18 protein-coding genes and 1 pseudogene are annotated in these 20366 nt (G+C 55.5%); 8 read left to right on the plus strand and 11 right to left on the minus strand.

The window, feature by feature from the left end:
- The 3 genes and pseudogenes from RT613_RS00275 to RT613_RS00285 all read right to left on the minus strand — a co-directional run.
- A pseudogene (locus RT613_RS00275) lies at nucleotides 1-2239 on the minus strand (FAD-dependent oxidoreductase); the annotation flags it as partial.
- On the minus strand, nucleotides 2236-2556 hold the full coding sequence (locus tag RT613_RS00280) for a sarcosine oxidase subunit delta (RefSeq protein WP_313612042.1): 321 nt from the start codon (nucleotides 2554-2556) through the stop codon (nucleotides 2236-2238). The gene RT613_RS00280 and the pseudogene RT613_RS00275, both read right to left, overlap by 4 nt.
- Nucleotides 2557-2573: 17 nt before the next feature.
- Nucleotides 2574-3827 (minus strand): sarcosine oxidase subunit beta family protein, encoded by a 1254-nt coding sequence (locus tag RT613_RS00285; protein ID WP_313612043.1) that lies wholly within the window; start codon nucleotides 3825-3827, stop codon nucleotides 2574-2576.
- A gap of 347 nt (nucleotides 3828-4174) precedes the next feature.
- Here RT613_RS00285 and rpsU point away from each other — a divergent pair, with 347 nt between their 5' ends.
- On the plus strand, nucleotides 4175-4402 hold the full coding sequence (rpsU, locus tag RT613_RS00290) for a 30S ribosomal protein S21 (RefSeq protein ID WP_313612045.1): 228 nt from the start codon (nucleotides 4175-4177) through the stop codon (nucleotides 4400-4402).
- 133 nt (nucleotides 4403-4535) lie between these two features.
- On the plus strand, nucleotides 4536-5414 hold the full coding sequence (locus RT613_RS00295; protein ID WP_313612247.1) for a tetratricopeptide repeat protein: 879 nt from the start codon (nucleotides 4536-4538) through the stop codon (nucleotides 5412-5414).
- Between the two features lie 153 nt (nucleotides 5415-5567).
- On the opposite strand, the gene RT613_RS00300 is transcribed toward RT613_RS00295, so the two are convergent.
- The 4 genes from RT613_RS00300 to RT613_RS00315 form a co-directional block, all read right to left on the minus strand.
- Nucleotides 5568-6968: an NAD(P)(+) transhydrogenase (Re/Si-specific) subunit beta gene (locus tag RT613_RS00300; RefSeq protein WP_313612046.1), complete on the minus strand. Its 1401-nt coding sequence runs from the start codon at nucleotides 6966-6968 to the stop codon at nucleotides 5568-5570.
- Between the two features lie 11 nt (nucleotides 6969-6979).
- The gene (locus tag RT613_RS00305; protein WP_313612047.1) at nucleotides 6980-7399 is read right to left on the minus strand and encodes a proton-translocating transhydrogenase family protein; all 420 of its coding nucleotides are present in this window, start codon (nucleotides 7397-7399) and stop codon (nucleotides 6980-6982) included.
- Nucleotides 7399-8550, minus strand: coding sequence for a Re/Si-specific NAD(P)(+) transhydrogenase subunit alpha (locus RT613_RS00310; protein WP_313612049.1), 1152 nt, complete (start codon nucleotides 8548-8550; stop codon nucleotides 7399-7401). The genes RT613_RS00305 and RT613_RS00310 overlap by 1 nt, the downstream gene beginning before the upstream one ends.
- A gap of 140 nt (nucleotides 8551-8690) precedes the next feature.
- Nucleotides 8691-8915, minus strand: coding sequence for an aa3-type cytochrome c oxidase subunit IV (locus RT613_RS00315; RefSeq protein WP_313612051.1), 225 nt, complete (start codon nucleotides 8913-8915; stop codon nucleotides 8691-8693).
- 429 nt (nucleotides 8916-9344) lie between these two features.
- On the opposite strand from RT613_RS00315, the gene RT613_RS00320 reads away from it, so the two are divergent.
- Together RT613_RS00320 and RT613_RS00325 are read left to right on the plus strand one after the other, a co-directional pair.
- The gene (locus RT613_RS00320) at nucleotides 9345-10034 is read left to right on the plus strand and encodes a TRAP transporter small permease subunit (RefSeq protein WP_409558729.1); all 690 of its coding nucleotides are present in this window, start codon (nucleotides 9345-9347) and stop codon (nucleotides 10032-10034) included.
- Between the two features lies 1 nt (nucleotide 10035).
- Nucleotides 10036-11907 (plus strand): TRAP transporter large permease subunit, encoded by a 1872-nt coding sequence (locus RT613_RS00325; RefSeq protein WP_313612053.1) that lies wholly within the window; start codon nucleotides 10036-10038, stop codon nucleotides 11905-11907.
- Nucleotides 11908-11974: 67 nt separating this feature from the next.
- Here the strand turns inward: RT613_RS00325 and RT613_RS00330 are convergent, their stop codons facing one another.
- Nucleotides 11975-13078: a TRAP transporter substrate-binding protein gene (locus RT613_RS00330; protein ID WP_313612054.1), complete on the minus strand. Its 1104-nt coding sequence runs from the start codon at nucleotides 13076-13078 to the stop codon at nucleotides 11975-11977.
- Between the two features lie 278 nt (nucleotides 13079-13356).
- Here RT613_RS00330 and RT613_RS00335 point away from each other — a divergent pair, with 278 nt between their 5' ends.
- Nucleotides 13357-14112, plus strand: a complete 756-nt coding sequence (locus RT613_RS00335) for a gamma-glutamyl-gamma-aminobutyrate hydrolase family protein (protein ID WP_313612056.1) — start codon at nucleotides 13357-13359, stop codon at nucleotides 14110-14112.
- Between the two features lie 70 nt (nucleotides 14113-14182).
- Here RT613_RS00335 and RT613_RS00340 read toward each other — a convergent pair whose 3' ends face one another.
- The 3 genes from RT613_RS00340 to RT613_RS00350 all read right to left on the minus strand — a co-directional run bounded on the left by RT613_RS00340 (nucleotide 14183) and on the right by RT613_RS00350 (nucleotide 17083).
- A complete protein-coding gene (locus tag RT613_RS00340; RefSeq protein ID WP_313612057.1) occupies nucleotides 14183-15145 on the minus strand; it encodes a 2-hydroxyacid dehydrogenase in 963 nt (320 codons plus the stop codon).
- Between the two features lie 276 nt (nucleotides 15146-15421).
- Nucleotides 15422-16444, minus strand: a complete 1023-nt coding sequence (locus tag RT613_RS00345) for a LacI family DNA-binding transcriptional regulator (RefSeq protein WP_313612059.1) — start codon at nucleotides 16442-16444, stop codon at nucleotides 15422-15424.
- Between the two features lie 144 nt (nucleotides 16445-16588).
- Nucleotides 16589-17083, minus strand: coding sequence for a MarR family transcriptional regulator (locus RT613_RS00350; protein ID WP_313612061.1), 495 nt, complete (start codon nucleotides 17081-17083; stop codon nucleotides 16589-16591).
- An 81-nt stretch (nucleotides 17084-17164) separates the two neighbouring features.
- On the opposite strand from RT613_RS00350, the gene RT613_RS00355 reads away from it, so the two are divergent.
- The 3 genes from RT613_RS00355 to RT613_RS00365 all read left to right on the plus strand — a co-directional run bounded on the left by RT613_RS00355 (nucleotide 17165) and on the right by RT613_RS00365 (nucleotide 20339).
- Nucleotides 17165-17959 (plus strand): creatininase family protein, encoded by a 795-nt coding sequence (locus RT613_RS00355; protein WP_313612063.1) that lies wholly within the window; start codon nucleotides 17165-17167, stop codon nucleotides 17957-17959.
- A 109-nt stretch (nucleotides 17960-18068) separates the two neighbouring features.
- Complete coding sequence (locus RT613_RS00360; RefSeq protein WP_313612065.1) at nucleotides 18069-19190, plus strand: GTP-binding protein; 1122 nt, start codon at nucleotides 18069-18071, stop codon at nucleotides 19188-19190.
- 156 nt (nucleotides 19191-19346) lie between these two features.
- A complete protein-coding gene (locus RT613_RS00365; protein WP_313612067.1) occupies nucleotides 19347-20339 on the plus strand; it encodes a WD40 repeat domain-containing protein in 993 nt (330 codons plus the stop codon).
- Nucleotides 20340-20366: the final 27 nt, after the last annotated feature.

A 20366-nucleotide genomic window follows, 5' to 3' on the forward strand; every position in this document is an offset into this window, starting at 1 on the left:
GGAATTCGGTCTGCAGGTAATCTTCCATGTGGTGCAACACGCGTGGTGCCCCACCTGTTGTCGTCGTCACGTGGAAACGGTCTTCGGCAATACGCCCGACAACACCATCATCATACACGAAGCCGTCTTCGCGGGTCATGATGCCGTAACGGCATTTGCCCGGCTTGAGCGTATCCCAGGCATTGGTGTACATCAGGTTGAGGAACTTGGCCGCATCCGGACCAACCACCTCGATCTTGCCTAGTGTCGATGCATCAAACACGCCAACCGTATCCCGTGTCGTCTTGCATTCACGGTTTACCGCCTCATGCATGTTTTCCCCGGCGCGCGGGAAAAACCAGGCACGTTTCCAGTTACCAACATCCTCAAACACCGCACCGGCGGCCTCTTCCAGCGCATGCATCGGCGTCTTGCGCGTCGGATCGAACAGATGGCCACGTGAGTGATTGACCAGTGTCCCGAAGGTCACCGGCGTATAAGGCGCACGGAAGGTGGTCAGGCCCACTTTCGGCAGCTCGCGACCCAGCGCTTCCGCAGCAATGGCGAGACCATGCATGTTGGAAAGTTTGCCCTGATCCGACGCCATGCCATTGGTGGTAAAGCGTTTGATATGCTCGATCGAATGCATGCCTTCACGCACCGCAAGGCGAATATCCTTGGCGCAGACATCATGCTGAAAATCGATAAAGGCTTTGACGCCGCTATCTTCTCCAGCACCCTCGGCAGCACCGATCATACCGCCGGTCCAGTCCCGCGAATTGCTGCCGGTGAAATAGACATCCGCCTCTTCGGTGGCGCCCGCCGCTTTGGCAGCATTTTCACCGGCTGTTAGCGCCTCGGCAATCAGTGCCGCCAGATCATCCGTGCCGTTGCAGGCACCGACGGAAACGCAATCCTGCACATGAATGTCAGGCAGGAAGCGATCATTCTCCGCATCGAAGCGTAGCTTGCCCCGTGACTGCGAGAACAGATGCACCGAAGGCGTCCAGCCCGCCGAAACCAGCAGAGCATCAATAGAAATCTTGCGCTTGGAGGCTCCGCCATTACGGCCAACCGTCATGGAAGACACGCGCAGACGGCCGGATGTGTTGAACACGCTGTGGCCGGTCAAAACGGTAATACCAAGCGAACGGGCCTCTGCCAGCAGCGCTTCGGCCGGATTGTCACGGCAGTCAACGATGGCAGCAACCTCAACGCCTGCTTTTTTGAGATCAAAGGCCGTTTCATAGGCGGAATCATGGGCGGTGTAGACGCCGACCTTGTGACCGACCGCCACGCCATAGTGGTTGAGATAGGTGCGTCCGGCGGATGCCAGCATGATGCCGGGACGGTCATTATTGGCAAACACCATGTGACGTTCGATGGAGCCGGTTGCAAGCACCACCTGCTTGGCACGCACCTGCCACAGACGTTCACGCGGCTGCGCCTTTTCCGGCAACACCAGATGATCGCTGAGACGTTCTGCAAGGCCAAGGAAATTGTGGTTGTAATAACCGAACACCGTGGTGCGCGGCAAAAACCGCACATTGGGCATGGCCTTCAGCTTGGCAATTGTTGCCTGCGCCCAGTCATATCCTTCCATGCCATCGATAATCGCACCCTTGTCGAAATGCAGGGCGCCACCAGCCTCAGGTTGTTCATCGGCCAGAATGACGCTTGCACCAGTACGGGCAGCGGCAAATGCAGCAGCCAGACCTGCGGCACCACCACCGGCCACCAGCACATCACAATGCGCATAACGGGTGGCGTAATGGTCGGAATCGGCCTCATCAGGCACCACGCCAAGTCCTGCAGCACGGCGGATGACCGGCTCATAAATCTTGTGCCAGAAGCTCTTCGGCCACATGAAGGTCTTGTAGTAAAAACCGGCCGCAAAAAACGGCGAAAACAGATCGTTGATTGCCCCAACATCGAAGGACAACGACGGGAAACGGTTTTGCGACTGGATGATGGCCCCGTCGAACACTTCCTGGACGGTGGCGCGCACATTGGGCTGGCGACGGCCGGCGTCACGCGACACGTCGATCAGTGCATTCGGTTCTTCCGGACCAGCCGAAAGAAACCCGCGCGGGCGGTGATATTTGAAGGAGCGGCCAATCAGGTGAACCCCGTTGGCCAGCAGGGCGGCCGCGACCGTGTCGCCCTCAAGCGCCGTATAGATTTTTCCATCAAAGGTAAAACGGGCGGTACGGGCAGGCGTCAGGCGCCCGACCCCGGCAATACGATAGGCGCCGCTCATTTCGACGCTCCTTTATCACTGGCAGTTTCAAGGATGACATCGGCATCAGGTTTCGGCTCCCCCGCCTTGTAGGTGAGATAAATCCGATCACTCACGGTGTGACGGGCAGCATTGAAAAACCGTCCGCAGCCATGAATGTGCCGCCAACGCTCAAAAATGAGCCCCTTGGTATTGTCACGCATGAAAAAGAATTCCGAAAAGGCTTCGTCAGAAATATCGGCAATGTTTTCAGGGCGCGCAATATGCGCCTCCCCCGCCCAGCGAAACTCCAGTTCGGAACGATCATCTTCGCAATAAGGGCAACGAATAAGCAGCATGGTGTAATCCTCAAGCCTTAATGCGCAACAGCCGCAGCAGCGGCTTCATCGATGAGACGGCCGGAACGGAAACGGTCCAGCGTCAGTCCGGCGGCAAGCTGATGCGGCTCACCCCGTGCAATCAGATGCGCAAACAGATGGGCTGAACCTGGTGTGGCCTTGAAACCACCCGTTCCCCAGCCGCAATTGACGAAGAGGTTTGGCACCGGCGTCACACTCTGGATCGCAGAACGATCCGGCGTGTTGTCGGTAATGCCGCCCCACTGGCGCATCATCTTGACGCGACGCAGGACCGGGAAAAGCTCGCAAATCGCATCCAGCGTATGGGTGATGATCTGCAGGCCACCCGTCTGGGAATAGGAGGTGTACTGGTCCGTTCCTGCGCCAATCACCAGCTCGCCCTTGTCAGATTGGGAGATATAGGCATGCACCGTGTTCGACATGATCACGCAAGGAATGATCGGTTTGAGCGGCTCCGACACCAGTGCCTGCAATGGCTGGCTTTCCAGCGGCACACGCACATCAGCCATAGACATCACGACGGAAGAGTGGCCAGCCGCCGAAACACCGATCTTTTTGGCGCCGATGAAACCGCGATTGGTTTCTACACCCGTGACGGCACCATCAGGACCACGGCGGATGGCAGTGACTTCACAATTCTGGATGATGTGCACACCACGGTCGGAGGCTGCACGGGCATAGCCCCAGTTCACCGCATCATGGCGGGCCGTACCGCCACGGCGCTGCAAGGCGGCACCATTGATGGCATAACGGGCTGTGCCAGATATATCGAGCGGTGGGCAGTAGGCCTTGGCCTGTTCCGGCGTCAGCCACTCATTGTCGATGCCATACAGGCGGTTGGCATTGATATGGCGTTTGAATGACTGCATGTCGTGAATATTGTGCGACAACATCATAACTCCGCGCGGCGAATACATGACGTTGTAATTCAGCTCCTGGCTCAAGCCTTCCCATAATTTGAGGGAATGCTCGAAAATATCCATGCTCTCTTCATAGAGATAGTTGGAACGGATGATGGTGGTGTTGCGGCCGCTATTGCCGCCGCCCAGCCAGCCCTTTTCCAGAACGGCCACATTGGTAATACCGTGTTCCTTGGCCAGATAATATGCCGCTCCAAGGCCGTGCCCACCGCCACCGATGATGATGACATCGTATTCACTGCGAGGTTCAGGCGAAACCCACTGGGCATCCCATCCCTTGTGACCGCGCAGTGCCTCGCGGGCAACGGCAAAAACCGAATATTTCCGCATCTAACTTCAGACTCCTTTGGAAGGACAGGTAGAGTATCTCGGCATGACCACACCAACATACACATGGCAAATCGTGACATGTCGTATCGTCCATTTTGCGACGCATGACACACGATGTTTTGACATGACGCAACATATTCCTTGACCCAGACTGCGGCGATGATTTGCTCGCACCCTGTATATCAGGGTTTTTTGATATATCGGCCTGACTGACGGCTGGACTTTCCGCACATGATCTGGTAAGGAGCTCACCAATCGCGTGGCCCTCTGGCCAGACGAGCGATATTTTGTTTGCCTGAGGATGTACGCATCATCGGCCCCAAATCAAACAAAGGAACGTGATCCACTTGCAAGTACTTGTACGCGAAAATAACGTTGATCAGGCGCTCCGCGTCCTGAAGAAAAAACTGCAGCGCGAAGGCGTCTTCCGTGAAATGAAGATGCGCGACCATTTCGAGAAGCCCTCCGAGAAGCGCGTCCGCGAAAAGGCCGAAGCTGTTCGTCGTGTTCGCAAGCTGGCGCGCAAGCGTGCACAGCGCGAAGGCTTGGTTGCTGGCGCTCGTGCGGCTCGCTAAGCAGTCGTTTTTTCGACGTTTTTGAATGCTTGTTGGGCGGGGGCGAATTTTCGTCGCCGCTTTTTCAGTTTACGGCCTCAAGCATGGATTGAGCGCCAGGCCTTAAGGGAAAAGACACCAGATGATCGCCGACATGAATTGTGCAGCCGCTCGTTCCAACTCCCTGCGGCGGGACGTCGTTGATAAGCACAAGACTTCGGCACTTCTTCCGCTGATGGCCTGCCTGCTTGTTGCTGGCCTGTCCGGTTGCGCTACCACCACCCAGCCATCGGATGCCATCCGCCTCGATCGCGCCCAGGGCTCCAGCGAAAACATCGCGTCCCTGTCGTCGGTGATCAGCGCCAACCCGCAGGATCCGGAAGGCTACAACGTACGTGGCTCCGCTTACGGCCGCGCCGGTGATTTCCGCCGCGCCCTTGCCGATTTCGACAAGGCCATCCAGCTGAACCCGCGCTTCTATCAGGCCTATGCCAACCGTGCGCTGGTTCACCGCAACATGGGTCAGCAGGCGCAGGCTCTTGCTGATTACAACGCCGCACTGCAGATCAATGCATCCTATGACGTGGCCTATATTGGCAGAGGCAACCTCTATCGTCAGACAGGCCGTACCAACGAGGCCTTCAACGATTTCAGCCGTGCCATCCAGCTTGAAACCACCGATGGCCGTGCATGGCACAATCGTGGCCTGATCTATCAGCTGCGTAACCAGCATGCGCAGGCGATCGAAGACTTCTCCAAAGCCATCTCGCTATCGCCAAGCTCGCCTGAGCCATACAACGGCCGCGGCATTTCCTATATCGCGCTCAACGATGATGAAAACGCATTTGCCGATTTCAACACCGCCATTGCGCTGGACGGCAAGATCGCTGAATCCTGGGCGAACCAGGCGTTGGTCTATGAACGTCGCAACGAGACGGCAAAGGCCGCGAAATCCTATTCGCATGCCGCACGTCTCGACCCAAAGTACAAGCCAGCACTTGATGGTGTGGCCCGTACACGCGGCGGCGCATAAGGCTAACTGCCACTCGTAATTATGAGCGAAAGCCGGAAGGGAAACCTTCCGGCTTTTTGCATGTCAAGCCGCCCTGTCCTTTGCCCGACACAGCAAAAACAAAGGGCGCATGCATTGCTGCACGCGCCCTTCAAATCACTCTAAAGCTGATGATTAGTGGTTCATCGCCTTGACGATTTCTTCCGTCACCTTCTTGGCATCGCCAAGCAGCATCATCGTGCCATCCTTGTAGAACAGCGTATTGTCGATGCCAGCATAACCGGAACCAAGCGAACGCTTGACGAACAGGCAGGTCTTGGCCTTGTCGACGTCGAGGATCGGCATACCATAGATCGGCGATGTCTTGTCGTCACGTGCGGCAGGATTGGTCACATCATTCGCGCCGATCACATAGGCCACATCAGCCTGTGCAAATTCGGAGTTGATGTCTTCCAGCTCGAACACTTCATCATAAGGCACGTTGGCTTCCGCCAGCAGCACGTTCATGTGGCCAGGCATACGACCGGCAACCGGGTGGATCGCGTATTTTACTTCCACACCGTTCTTCTTCAGCGTGTCAGCCATTTCACGCAGCGCATGCTGAGCCTGAGCAACCGCCATGCCGTAACCTGGCACGATGATAACCTTGGAAGCATTTGCCATCAGGTAAGCCGCATCATCGGCAGAGCCCTGCTTCACCGTGCGCTGAACGCCGTCATCGGCAGCGGCAGACGCAGCCTCGCCACCAAAGCCACCCAGAATGACCGAGATGAACGAGCGGTTCATGCCCTTGCACATGATGTAGGACAGGATCGCACCGGACGAACCGACAAGCGCACCGGTGATGATCAGCGCCAGATTGCCAAGTGTGAAACCGATACCAGCCGCAGCCCAACCGGAGTAGGAGTTCAGCATCGATACGACAACCGGCATATCAGCACCACCGATCGGGATGATCAGCAGAACACCGAAGACCAGCGACAGCGCAACGATCAGCCAGAATACGAAATGGCTTTCGGTCGCAACCAGAACGCCAATCAGCACGACAATCGCCGCAAAGATCGATGCGTTGATGACATGACGCATCGGCAGCATGATCGGCTTGCCGGACATGCGACCGTCGAGCTTCAAAAACGCAATGATCGAACCGGTAAAGGTGATCGCACCGATAGCCACACCAAGCGACATTTCAATCAGCGCCTGTGCATGGATTGAACCAAGCTCGCCAATGCCGAACGACGACGGTGTGTAGATGGCAGCAGCAGCCACCAGCACGGCAGCCAGACCAACCAGCGAGTGGAAACCCGCAACGAGCTGCGGCATTGAAGTCATCGGGATTGTGCGGGCAATGTAAGCACCGACACCACCACCAATGGCAATGCCGCGTACGATCAGCACCAGACCGCCGAAGGACGGCGTTGCCAGAAGCAGCGTCGTACCAATGGCAATGCCCATACCGACCATGCCGTACAGGTTACCCTTGCGGCTGGTGGCTGGATGCGAAAGGCCACGCAGCGCCATGATGAACAGCACGCCGGAGACGAGATAAAGGAAGGCAGCAAAATTCTCGGACATTCAGGCGGCCCTCACTTATCTTTTTTCTTGTACATGGCAAGCATGCGGCTGGTGACGAGGAAGCCACCAAAGATGTTTACCGAAACCAGGACCAGCGCCACAAAACCGAAACCAGTGGCAAGACCGGACATGGAAATGCCAACAGCGAGCAAGGCACCCACCACGATCACCGAGGAAATCGCGTTGGTAACAGCCATCAGCGGCGTGTGCAGTGCAGGCGTTACGGACCAGACCACGTAATAACCAACGAAGATCGACAGCACGAAAATGGCCAGACGAAACACGAAAGGATCGATCGCGCCACCGGAAACGCCATGGGCCGCAGCACCAACGGCATCAACAACCTCAGGCGTCTGCGCCGCAGCAGCTTTAACCGCCTCGACAGCCTGATCAAGCCCGTCCAGAGCCTTGTTCAAAACTTCATTCGCCATCATGCGGCTCCTTCATTCTTGACGCCACCGAAATTCGGGTGAACGACAGCGCCGCCATGCGTCAGCATGGTCGCCTTGACCAGTTCATCTTCCGTATTCAGGGCAAGTTGCTTGGTTTCCTTGGAGATCATCGTCTCAAGGAAAGTCAGCAGGTTCTTTGCGTAAAGCAGTGACGCCGAAGCAGCCACACGGCCCGGCACGTTGCTGTAACCGATGACTTTGACGCCCTCGACATAAGCAACCTTACCGGCCTCAACTCCTTCGACATTGCCGCCGCGCTCGACGGCAAGGTCAACCGCAATCGAACCGGAACGCATCGACGCCAGCATGGCGCGCGATACGAGCTTCGGTGCCGGGCGACCGGGAATAAGTGCAGTGGTGATAACGATATCCTGCTTTGCAATATGCTCAGCCACCAGAGCCGCCTGCTTGGCCTGATACTCGTCCGACATCTGCTTGGCGTAACCGCCAGCGGTTTCCGCCGCCTTGAATTCGTCGTCCTCGACAGCAATGAACTTGGCACCAAGCGAGGCAACTTGCTCCTTGGCAGCTGGGCGAACGTCGGTTGCCGATACGACAGCACCCAGACGGCGCGCCGTTGCAATGGCCTGCAGACCGGCAACACCGGCACCCATCACAAAAACCTTGGCCGCTGGCACGGTACCGGCAGCGGTCATCATCATCGGCATGGCGCGATCATATTCGGCAGCCGCATCGATAACCGCCTGGTAACCAGCAAGGTTGGCCTGCGACGACAGAACGTCCATCGACTGCGCGCGGGTAATACGCGGCATCAGTTCCATGGCAAATGTCGTGGCACCGGCTTTGGCAAGTGCTGCGAGTGCTTCTTCGTTGCCGTAGGGGTCCATGATGGCAATGACGATGGCGCCCTGCTTGATGGACTTGATTTCCTTGTCCACCGGGCGGCGAACCTTCAAAATGACGTCTGCGGTTTTGGCATCGGTTGCCTTGCCGATTTTTGCGCCGGCTTTTTCGTAATCCGCGTCCGGAATACGCGACAGCAAACCAGCGCCTGCCTCGACTACAACCTCAAGACCGAGGCCGATCATCTTTTTCACGGTTTCCGCCGAAGCGGCAACTCGCGGTTCGTCCGGCGAGGTTTCCTTCGCCACAAATACCACACTGCTCAACGCAGACTCTCCTTAGATCACTGGAACCGCCGGAGATGCGCCCGGCATATTCCATCCATTAAATTTCACAGCAAGACACCCCGTTGGAGACGTTCGATCTCCAGCAGGATGGTTTCGACCAATCAGATCGGTGATAAAAATCAGCGCAGGATGATTGTGCCCGCAACGACCAGAAAAACGAACAAAATCAGTCCGCCAAAAAAGCCGGCAGCGGTAAAGAACCCTGCAGCCATGGCGATCATCAATGCGCACAGCGCAATGGTACCGAATTTGGTCGCGCTCAAAAACATGTTGTAGGTTTTTTCGTGCTCTGCATAATTCATCGGCGCACCGATTTCGACAGGTCCGGTATGATGTTCGCTCATGGTAATTTCCCTTCCAAAAATCCGTAAAAGAACAGACGCTCTTCAAAGCGCGATACGCAATAAAACGCCGGAATACGTGACCTTTACGGCTCTCTCTCCACGCCGAGACCTACCACAAAGCAACTAAACTGCGCAATGGACGTGATGCCGCATCAAATCGTTTGAAACTCAATCGAAGTGAGTTGTTGAAACACTTTTATGCGCCGTTCAATAAATATGCGCATTCAGGGCACCATCAAAACGAAACAGCACCCGAGATTCGCCGACGCGAGGTCGACACAATGTTTGCCTTCACCGCGTCTACGCCTTTAGCAGCATATGGGCTGTATATTTGCAGGTTTTGTCTGGTTCACCGTTGCGAATTTCACCAAAACCCGCAGAAATAGAGGCAAAAAAACACAATCGGACCGTCAACACGGTTGCATTCACGTGGCAGTAAAAATAACGCTGCACCGCAATGGCAGCCAACATCCTGCATTCATTGGATGCACTACAGTTCTGTGCATGTACCGGGCAAGTGTCTTGCCAAGAACCCGGAACATGATTGAGGAGGGGAAAATGAGCTTTCTTTTATTAGTAAGCCGCATCATCGATAAAATTACGGAAACCATCGGCAAGTCCGTGTCCTGGCTTTTGCTTGCCGCAGTTGTTATCAGCGCAATCAACGCCGTGACGAGAAAAATGTTCGATGTATCATCGAACGCCTGGCTTGAAGTACAATGGTATCTCTATGGCACGGTGTTCATGATGGCTGCGGCTTACGCCCTGCTCAAAAACGAGCATGTCCGTATCGACATTGTTTCATCATCATGGTCGCACCGTACGCGCAACATCGTGGACCTGGTGCTGCACGTCATCTTCCTGGTGCCCTTTGCCGCGTTGATGACCTACCTGTCATACCCCTGGTTCATGACCTCTTTCATGTCAGGCGAAGTGTCTTCAAATGCCGGCGGCCTGATTATCTGGCCTGCGAAGCTGGTCGTACTGCTTGGTTTTACTTTGCTGCTTCTGCAAGCGTTTTCCGAAATCATCAAAAAATTCGCTATCGCAATCGGCGTGATGGCTGACCCGAACCTGCCTGCCGAAAATCAGACAGAAACTGGCGAGGTGAAAAACTGACATGATCGATTTCATCGCGCACAATTTGCCACTTGTCATGTTCAGCAGCGTCATGTTGATGCTGCTGCTTGGTTACCCCGTCGCCTTCACGCTCGCCGCAGGTGGCCTCATCTTTTTTGTCATCGGCGTTGAACTGTCATGGATTTCTCCGGAAATCCGGCTCTTCTGGCCGCTCTTGCAATCACATCCCGAACGTATCTACGGGATCATGTATAACGACACATTGCTGTCGATCCCGTTCTTTACCTTCATGGGCATTATTCTTGAACGCTCACGGATGGCAGAAGATCTGCTCGACACGATTGGGCAGCTCTTTGGTCCGATCCGCGGTGGCCTGGCCTACGCCGTTATTCTGGTTGGCGCGTTGCTTGGCGCAACAACCGGCGTTGTTGCCGCATCTGTCATGGCCATGGGTCTGATCTCTTTGCCGATCATGATGCGTTATGGTTACAACAAGCCATTGGTGGCAGGCACCATTGCCGCATCAGGCACATTGGCGCAGATCGTTCCACCGTCACTGGTTCTCATCGTGATGGCAGACCAGCTCGGCCGTTCGGTTGGCGACATGTATATTGGCGCGCTCTATCCGGCATTGATCATCGTGTCTGTCTACTGCGCCTATATTTTTGTCGTTTCGCTGGTACGCCCGCAATATGTCCCGGCCCTTCCTGCAGAAGCACGGACATTGGGCAACGGGGTCAAGTCACTTCTGGTGATGATTGCCATCTCGATTGCCCTCTACTACATCGGCATGCATCTGTTGTTCGTGGACATTTCCAGCCCTGAATGGCAGCTCGTTGCAGCTCTGGCCTTCTCCGTTCTTGTGGTTTACGCCGTGGCCATTGCCAACAGCCGTATGCAGGTCAAGATCATTTCGAGGCTGGCTGAACAGGTCATTATCGTTCTCATTCCACCGCTTGCCCTGATCTTCCTGGTCTTGGGCACGATCTTCCTTGGCATAGCAACGCCAACAGAAGGTGGTGCGATGGGCGCCACAGGCGCTTTGATCCTTGCTCTTGCCAAAGGTCGTTTGAACGTCGGCACGCTCAAAAATGCTCTGGATGCAACAACAAAGCTCTCTGCCTTTGTTATGATGATCCTCATCGGCGCCCGGGTATTCGGTCTGACCTTCTACGGCATAAATGGCAATGTCTGGATTGAGGAACTGCTGCTGGCGTTGCCTGGCGGTGAATATGGCTTCCTGATCGTTGTTACAATCATCATCTTCATCCTTGGCTGCTTCCTCGACTTTTTCGAGATTGCCTTCATCATGGTCCCACTGCTGGCACCTGTCGCCGACAAGTTGGGCATTGACCTTGTTTGGTTCGGCGTCATTCTGGGCATCAACCTGCAGACGTCGTTCCTCACACCGCCCTTCGGCTTTTCGCTGTTCTTCCTGCGCTCAATCGCTCCAAATGCACCCTGGGTGGACAAGGTGACAGGCAGACACATGCCTGCCGTCAAGACGCTGGAGATATATAAAGGCGTCTTGCCATTCATCATCATGCAATTCTGCATGATCATCGTGGTCATCGCGTTTCCGGGCCTTGTCATGCATTACAAGTCCTCACACCCGACGGTCGATCCAAACACGATCAAGATCGAAATACCGGGTGGCCCTGGCAGCGGAGCACCCGGAGATCTGTCTCTTCCGCCGCTTGGGGTTGGCCAATCTGGCACACAGGCACCGTCAATGGGCCTACCACCTCTCAATCTTGGAGGCCCGGCCCCGGCAGATGCTCCGGCGACACCTGCTGCACCGCAACTGGGTCTGCCTCCTCTTAACCTGGGCGGACCAACTGAGCAGCCTGCGCAACAGCCACCGCCCTCACCGGCCACGGATCTCAGCCAACCGCCGAAGATCACACCATGACAAAAAGCCCACCAGACAATCTGGTGGGCTTTTTCATGCGGAGCGAACTTGGTTTAGTCTGAACCTATCACAGCTTTCCGTTACGCTGCTGGATCATCATGAAGGTGTCAAAAGTGTATTCGGAAAGCTGCATCCACAAATAACCTTCTCTCTTGAAGGCTACCTGATCTTCATAGATCTTTTTGAAATCCGCATTGGTCGCGGAAATTTCGGCATACACTTCAAGTGCGGCCTTGTAGCAAGCCTCGAGCACTTCCTGACTGAATGGCCGCAATACCGCACCTTCCCCAACAAGCTGTTTCACGGCCGCCGGATTTTTCATGTCGTATTTTGCCATCATATTGGTGTTGGCAAAGGCGCACGCGTCTCGCAACACAGCCTGATATTGTTTTGGCAGGCTGTTCCACTTGTCGAGATTGACGAAGGCATGGATGGCAAGACCACCTTCCCAGAAGGCTGGATAATAATAATATTTTGCCACCTTCTGGAAACCAAGCTTGTGGTCGTCATAAGGACCAATCCACTCGGCAGCATCGATGGTGCCTTTTTCCAGCGCCGGATAGATATCACCGCCAGCCACCTGCTGCGGCACGACACCAAGCTTTTCAACCACCTTGCCGGCCAGACCGGCAATACGCATCTTAACGCCTTTGAGGTCATCAATCGTATTGATTTCCTTACGGAACCAACCACCCATCTGCGCACCGGTGTTACCAGCAATCAGACCGTAAATCTTATGCTTGGCGTAAAACTCATTCATCAAGTCATTGCCATTGCCCTCATAAAACCAGGCATTGGTCAGGCGCGCATTTAGACCAAATGGAATGGCAGAACCGATCGCAAAGGTCGGGTCCTTGCCGACATAATAATAAGAGCACGTATGCGCCATCTCGACGGTCCCGGCACTGACCGCATCAGCGGCCTGCAAACCGGGAACGATTTCACCAGCGGCAAATGTCTGGATGGTAAAATTGCCGTCCGTCGCCTCGGCAACATGTTTGGCCACGTCCTCCGCACCACCGTAAATCGTATCGAGGGACTTTGGGAAGGACGACGTCAGACGCCAGGTAATTTTTGTGGCCTCCTGCGCAATGGCAGGCGCCGCCAAAGTAACGGCTGTTGCACCGGCACCGGTTGCGGCAGTCTTCTTCAGAAATGAGCGGCGATCCATATATCCTCCCAGATAATCGCTGCGGGGGTAAAACTGTCTCCCCACGGTTTCACACCCACGGAGGTAACCATGCCACTCCAGTGGTTGCAAGCATCGCGTACAATTTTCGGCTGCAAAAAGACTTAGACCTTAGACGAAAGACTTAGAAAATTGGGCCGTTTTGCAACGGATTGCAACATATCTGCCATGCCATGGGCGGAAGCCAAGACAACTTGACTTCCATCACGAACAGGCATTCTTACGAGGTTTGAAAACATCCCATGCCAGCCGGAGTCATCATGCCAAGACCAGTCATTGCAATCCCAGCCGATATCAGGGAATTCGACGGCACAACCTGGCATGCGGCGCAGACACAATATGTCAACGCTGCCCTCAAAGCTGCCAATTTGATGTCCTTTATCGTGCCTGCCCTTGAGGACGGCAATGATATCAATGAAATTCTCGACCGGGTCGATGGCCTGCTGGTGTCCGGCTCGGCCACCAATGTGCATCCCTCGCTTTACGGCATCGAAGCCAAGGAGAGCGACGGACCTTTCGATCCGGCACGCGATGCCACCACTCTTCCGCTGATCCGCCGTGCGCTGGAGCGTGGTATTCCAATGTTTGCCATCTGCCGTGGTATCCAGGAACTGAATGTTGCGCTTGGCGGCACGTTAGCCAGCGAAATTCAGGACCAACCGGGTGTATGGGACCATCGCAAGCCCACCGACGTCGACCGCCACACCGCCTATGCCATTCGCCAGCCGGTCCTCATTCGCGAAGGTTCTTGTATTGCCCAGCACCTGGGTCTGGCAGGCGAAATCCAGATCAACTCGCTGCATCGTCAGGCGATTGCTGAAACCGCCCCCCGTTTGCAGGTAGAGGCAACGGCAGAGGATGGTACGATCGAAGCCGTGTCGGTTATCGATGCAAAAGGTTTTGCCGTCGGTGTGCAGTGGCACCCGGAATATTGGGCCGAGACGGACGCGCCGTCCCGAGCCCTTTTTGAAGCCTTTGGCAAAGCTGTTCGGGAATATCAGGGCGGCAAGGCCTGATTGAACAGTCGCCGAGGCTGCAGCGTTTACCTCTACGGTGAAAGCTCAACCGAGAGGTAACGCCAGAACGTCAGCCCTTCACAGGGGTTTCCGGTACTGGTGTCAGGACCTTCTTGTCCTTGAACCATCCAAGAATATTGTCCACGACCAGATCGGCCATGGCATTGCGGGTCGGAATCGATGCTGACGCGACATGCGGCAACAGCGACACGTTGTCGAGGCTCAGGAAAGCATCCGGCACCTGCGGCTCATTGTAGAAAACATCAAGTCCGGCAGCACCGATCGTCCGGTCCTGCAGTGCCTTGATCAACGCATCTTCATCCACGCTGGACCCACGTCCGACATTGATGAACACACCCTGCGGTCCCAATGCCTTGAAAATATCGGCATTCAGAATCTTGTGGGTCGCCGCCGTGCCAGGCACGATGCTGATCAAGGTGTCGACCTTTTCAGCCATTTCTGTCAGCGAGCTATAATATGTATAGGCCACATCTTCGCGCTTTGTGCGGGTGTGGTAGCCAAGATTGACCTTGAAGGGCTCAAGGCGCTTGGCAATCTCGAGACCGATACGGCCGAGGCCCAGGATACCGACTGTGCGGCCTTTGAGTGAAAATGGCGAAAGGGCAAACGCTCCTTCCTTTGACCACTTGCCATCACGCAGATAATTTTCCGCCTGTGGCAGACGACGCAGCGTATTGATCAGCAGCGCAATCGTCGTATCGGCCACTTCATCATTCAGCACGTCAGGTGTGTTGGTTACAACAACATTGCGGGTTGCCGCATGTTTGGCATCCACGCCATCATAACCGACGCCGAAATTGGCGATGATTTCGAGGTTTGGCAGGGCATTCATCCAGTCTGCGGAAACAACGCCGGAAACAGCAATGGCGCGAATGCGCTCAGCCGCACCCTCAGGCAAAACCAGCTCGCCGCCCGCCGGAACGGTAATGATTTCAACATTGCCCTGCAAACGTTCTGTAACGCGCGGATTGATCTTGCCGGGAATGAGAACGGTCGCTTTGGTATCAGACATGCACTTCCTCCATAGGGTCAGGCCCCACTAAATTCATCCATCCTGCGGGAGTGAGTTTGGTGCCGAGAACCAGACGAGTAATCGGCACGACATGCCCTTGCTCACCTGACGCAATCACACACAACCACCCCGACGTGAAGGGTTTGAACCCCTTGGTCATTTTCTCAAGCAAGTGCGCAGGGAAATGACACCCCGTTTGCCCTTGCCTGCTGTCATACAATTCAAGACCTTAAAACAGAATAGTATGACTTTGAAAGGTCACGATGGCGATATCCGTTACTGTCTTGGGCGGACAGGGCCGGTTGATTGGCGAATGCGCATTTCCGGCTTGATCAGATGGATACCATCCGGTTCATGGCTGCCTTCAAGGCGATCCAGCAGCGCACGCGCTGCCAGACGACCCACTTCGGCCTGCCCGTTGGACACCGTTGTCAGCGACGGTGTGGCAATTGCCGCCTCTTCAAGGTCGTCATATCCAGTGACCGAGATATCGACCCCAGGAACAAAACCGGCGCGTGAAATACCGTTCATCAGACCGATTGCCACCAGATCGTTCCAGCATACCGCCGCTGTCGGCTTTTGCGGCAGGGACAGGAAATGGACCGCCGCCTCAAAACCACCCTGCTTGGAGCGGGGCCCTGGAATACGAAGATTGGGATCAACCTCGATACCGGCCTTGCGCAGCGCATTGACATAGCCCTGATAACGGTCGCGGCCAGTCGATGTCTGGTCCGTCCCCCCCACCATGGCAATGGTACGGTGGCCAAGGCTGATCAGATGATTGGTGGCCAGCGAAATGCCGTAGCTGTCGTCACCGCGATAGGTCGGCATATCAACGCCATCCATCGAGCGGGCAACCAGAATGGCCGGCATGCCGTTTTCTTCCGCCAGCCTCAGATCTTCAGTCGGCGTGCCAATGGCAGGCGACATGATGATACCGTCACTGCCCAACTGCAGCAGCGTTTCAATGAAATTGCGTTGCTTTTCAACGGAATCATAGTGGTTGGAAAGAATGAATGTCTGGCGACTGCGGTCCAGTTCGCTTTCGATCGCTTTCAGAATTTCACCGTAAAACGGGTTCATCACATCGTGGAACACAACGCCGACGATGCCAGACCGCGATGTTCTGAGGCTCGCTGCACGGCGGTTATAGATATAACCCAGCGTGCGTGCCTGTTCCTTGATTTTCTCGCGTGTATCGGCTGCCACCAGCGGACTGTCGCGCAACGCAAGAGAGATGGTTGCCGTTGATAATCCGAGACTTTCCGCAATCGTCGAAAGCTTGATTTTTTGAGCCAAAGGCTCTCCCTCCGCATCAGGCCAGACTGGCCTATTTGTCCCCTTTTTAAATCATCTAAAGAATTTAAATGAATTTCGCAATCTGTTTAATCACGAAATACTGATGAATGGGGAAATCGTGGGGGCGAGATATGCGGAGAAAAATTACTCTGCGCCACCGTTGGTTTGCAGGTTGGCATCGATGACCCGCAGCAGCTTCACCACCGTTTTGACTTCCTTGTTGGAAAGCCCGTCTATGGCGCGTGCCGCGCACACCGAAAGCGAAGCATTGATATGTTCGACACTACGCAGACCGGCTTCGGTCAGCTTTACCCGCGTCATTCGACCATCGCCATCATCTTCACTGCGCTCCACAAAACCTTGCGCTTCCATGCGCCCAATGGTGCGGGTCATGGTTGGTGCTTTCACGCCAAGCTTCTGAGCGATCTGACCAGGTGTCATGCTGCCCTCATTGGCCAGCGCCAGCACTACACCATCCTGGCCAGCGTAAAGGCCACTGGTAGCCAGGCTATGGCTAAGTGCCGTGCGCATGGACCGTGCGGCCTGGGCAATGGACTGCGCAAGAACTTCCGGGTTCAGCACCGCGTCCTTTTTCTTGCCGTCCTTGGCCTTCTTTTCGCTTTTGTCTTTTTTGCCCATCGCCTTTGTACCTTTTACCGGATAGCGGATCGGATATAAGCTGCACGATATCCAATACAGAAAGCCGGATCGCACTGCCAGATGCCGAACACATACACGCATTTTTACGAAGATTATGTAACAGCGTCAGGGGATAATGTGGCAGACCGAATTGTTGTGCTGCCTTTGGGCGCCCATGAACAACATGGTCCTCACCTGCCGTTTGAAACCGACACGCTGATTGCAGCCGGTGTCGTGGAGCGTCTGCGCAAATCGGCCCCGCCTTCCCTGCCCCTCATCATCCTGCCGGTCGACCCCGTGGGTTACTCCATCGAGCACATGGACGTGCCCGGCACCAAAACCTTGCGGTATGATGAGGCGGTGGAGCGCTGGCTCGGCATGGCGGAAGAAGCTGCCGCACACGGCATCCGCAAATTTGTCATGCTCAACGCCCATGGCGGCAATTCGCCTTTGATGACGATTGTTGCCACAGAAGCCCGTGTACGGTTCGGCATGTTGGCGGTTGCCACAAGCTGGACGCGCTTCGGCGTGCCAACCGGTCTGATTACCCCGGAAGAAAAGGCGCTCGACATCCACGGTGGCGACATCGAAACATCTGTCATGCTGGCGCTTTATCCCGACCTTGTAGACATGGGTAAGGCAGCACATTTTTCATCCAGACAGGCCGATTACGCAAAGTCCTACAAGCATTTGCGCGCCTATGGCCCCCACGCCTTCGGCTGGAAAATGCGTGACCTCAATCCCATCGGTGTTGCCGGCAATGCCAGCATTGCAACGGCTGAAAAGGGAGAAGCGCTGCTTGACCATGCCGTGACCGGGCTGATTGAACTGCTGGAAGACATCAATTCTTTCGATATGGCGCAGTTCAACCCATAGATCAAAAAAACTGAAGGCAGATTCTCTTTGAACTGCCCGACCACGCGGCCTATATGAACAGCAGATTTTATTCGGCGTCTTTGCGCCCCTTTGTCATTTGAGGTTTCCCATGACCGAAACAGCCACAACAAAACCCATTCCAGTCACCGTTCTGACCGGCTATCTCGGCGCAGGCAAAACGACACTGCTCAACCGTATTCTCTCCGAAAACCACGGCAAGAAATACGCTGTCATCGTCAACGAGTTCGGTGAAATCGGTATCGATAACGATCTGATCGTCGAGTCCGATGAAGAAATCTACGAAATGAACAATGGCTGCGTGTGCTGCACGGTGCGCGGCGACCTGATCCGCGTTGTTGAAGGCCTGATGCGCCGCCCTGGTCGTTTTGATGGCATCATCGTCGAAACCACAGGTCTCGCAGACCCTGTTCCGGTTGCCCAGACCTTCTTCATGGATGACGATGTTCGCGCCAAGACCGAACTCGATGCCGTTGTTGCGCTGGTTGATGCCAAGCACCTGCCCCTGCGCCTGAAAGACAGCCGCGAAGCTGAAGATCAGATCGCTTTTGCCGACGTTGTCGTCATCAACAAGACCGATCTCGTCAGCCCGGAAGAGCTGGCTCGCATCGAAGATGTCGTGCATGCCATCAACCCGTCCGCACGCGTTTACAAGACCACCCGCTCCGGCGTTGATCTTGCCCGCGTTCTTGATCAGGGTGCATTCAACCTTGAGCGTGCTTTGGAAAACGATCCGCATTTCCTCGAGCACGGCCATGAAGATCATGTCTGCGGCCCGGATTGCGACCATGACCACCATGATCATGGGCACCACCATCATCACGACCATGATGGACACGATCATGACCACCACGATCACGGTCATGACCACCATCACCACCATGGCGATGTCTCGGCCATCCACGACGTCACGGTAAAGTCTGTCTCGCTGCGCGGTGGTGAAATGAACCCAGACCGTTTCTTCCCGTGGATCCAGAAGATTACCCAGACGGACGGCCCGAACATTTTGCGCCTCAAGGGCATCATTGCCTTCAAGGGCGACGCCGAGCGTTACGTCGTACAGGGCGTTCACATGATCATCGAAGGTGATCACCAGCGTCCATGGAAAGATGGCGAAAAGCGCGAAAGCCGCCTCGTCTTCATCGGCCGCGATCTTGACCGTGAAAAGCTTGAAAAGAGTTTCCACGCTTGCGAAGCAACGGCGACGGCCTGATCGGCAGTTCTGCGGCATCCCGGGCTTGACCTGGGAACGCAACCATCCCATCAACTACAGATGTTGGCAGATGGCCGGGTCATGCCCGGCCATTATGACAGAGAGGGGTACCTCTCTATCGCCCTTGTAGAGACAACATAGAGAGACACGTATTCAATGCCCACAGTTGCTCCATTCGATCTGGAAGGTCACGTCGTTTCCACGCACTTCCTTGGCGATGTCCCGTTTTTTGCGACTGCGGCTGGCACCATTCACCGCCTCGATGGCGGCGAAAAGGTAACAGAAGCCCATCAGGGCTTGCTGACCTGTGTACGTGATCCCTACAGCGCCACCCTGTTGACTGGCGGTGAAGACGGCCGTGTGCTGCGCATCATGCATGACGGCACAGTCAACGAACTTGCCAATGTGCCACGCAAGTGGATTTCGGTTGTTGCAGGTGGCCCACAAAACAGCGTCGCTTACGCAGTTGGAAAATCCACTTTCGTGCGCCTGGGTGATGGCAGCGTGAAGGAATTTACAGAAACCCGCACCGTCGAAGGCGTGACCTTCGCGCCCAAAGGCCTGCGCATTGCCGTTGCCCGTTACAATGGTGTGTCACTGCATTGGGTCGGCATGGCAGGTGAGCCGGTCGATCTGGAATGGAAAGGTGCCCATACCGGCGTCACCTTCTCGCAGGACGGCAAGTTCCTCGTCACCACCATGCAGGAAAATGCCCTTCACGGCTGGAAAATGGAAGCAACAAAGGGCGGCATGGAAGCCCGCCACATGCGCATGACCGGCTATCCGGCCAAGGTCAAATCACTGTCCTGGTCTTCCAAGGGCAAATGGCTTGCCTCATCAGGCGCCCCTGCGGCCATTGTCTGGCCATTTGCCGGCAAGGATGGCCCGATGGGCAAGGCGCCGCAGGAATTGGGCACACGCGCCAATATTCTGGCAACCTGCGTCAGCTTCCACCCGGCCGAAGAGGTGCTTGCAATCGGCTTTATCGATGGCATGGTGCTGGGCGTCAGACTTGCCGACGGCAAGGAAGCGCTGCTGCGTCGTCCAGGACAGGGCGCCATCACCTCAATGTCTTGGAGCACCACCGGCAAGCTTCTCGCCTTTGCCTCGGAGGCTGGTGACTGCGGCGTTATTGACATTTCCGGTTAACGACACAGCGCGCCCGCGTTCCCCGGC

The organism is Agrobacterium sp., from assembly GCF_032092815.1.
In the GTDB taxonomy this organism is placed as follows: domain Bacteria; phylum Pseudomonadota; class Alphaproteobacteria; order Rhizobiales; family Rhizobiaceae; genus Agrobacterium.